The sequence below is a fragment of the Vibrio sp. 1401 genome, assembly GCF_033340295.1.
The window spans coordinates 1-701 of the sequence record NZ_JAWOWF010000366.1 but is presented as its reverse complement, the minus strand read 5'-3'; the positions used below and the strand labels follow the sequence as shown (position 1 = coordinate 701).

Genomic DNA, 701 nt, shown 5'->3' with positions numbered 1-701 from the left:
TCTCTTTCCCATTTGAAATCGATCAAACCGCCCAATTTCAAATTCCATGGACGAGCACTGATGTTGGTGTTCTCTTCCACCGAGAGAATAGGAACGATAGCGTCCGCTTTACGGTCTTCTGGGCATAACGTAATGCCTGCGCGAATCGCATCTTGTGGACTTCTGACACTGATGGGCTGCCCATGAATGTAAATTTGTCCGGCTTGCGCTTTTTCCGCGCCGAAAATGAGACGGGTTAGTTCTGTTCTCCCTGCCCCAACTAAACCAAACAGACCCAGAATTTCACCTTGACGAATATCGAGTGAGACTGGTTGGGTTAACCCTTTGCCTTCAAGGTTTTCAATGCGTAGGCCACTTTCGCCTAGAGAACGCGAACGGTAGTTGTATATATCGTTGATTTCACGACCAACCATCAGCTCAACCAATTTTTCATGGGTTAAGTCGGTCATGTCGTCAAATGTTTGTACATGTGTCCCATCTTTGAAGATGGTAATGGCATCGCACAAATCGAAGATCTCTTCCATACGATGGGAAACGTACAGAATGATTTTGCCGTCATCGCGCAATTCGCGAATAACTTTGAATAAGTTTTGAATCTCGCGTTGAGACAAACTGCTGGTTGGTTCATCAAACGCGATAATCTGAGCATTGCGGCTTAGTGCTTTGGCAATTTCCACTATTTGCCACTGGCCGATAGAAAA

At 45.6% G+C, this 701-nt stretch carries 1 protein-coding gene; it reads right to left on the bottom strand.

The annotated features are described in order from the left end of the window. The coding region (locus R7Z77_RS25665; RefSeq protein ID WP_318137089.1) for an ATP-binding cassette domain-containing protein at positions 1–701 on the bottom strand (701 nt) is incomplete at both ends.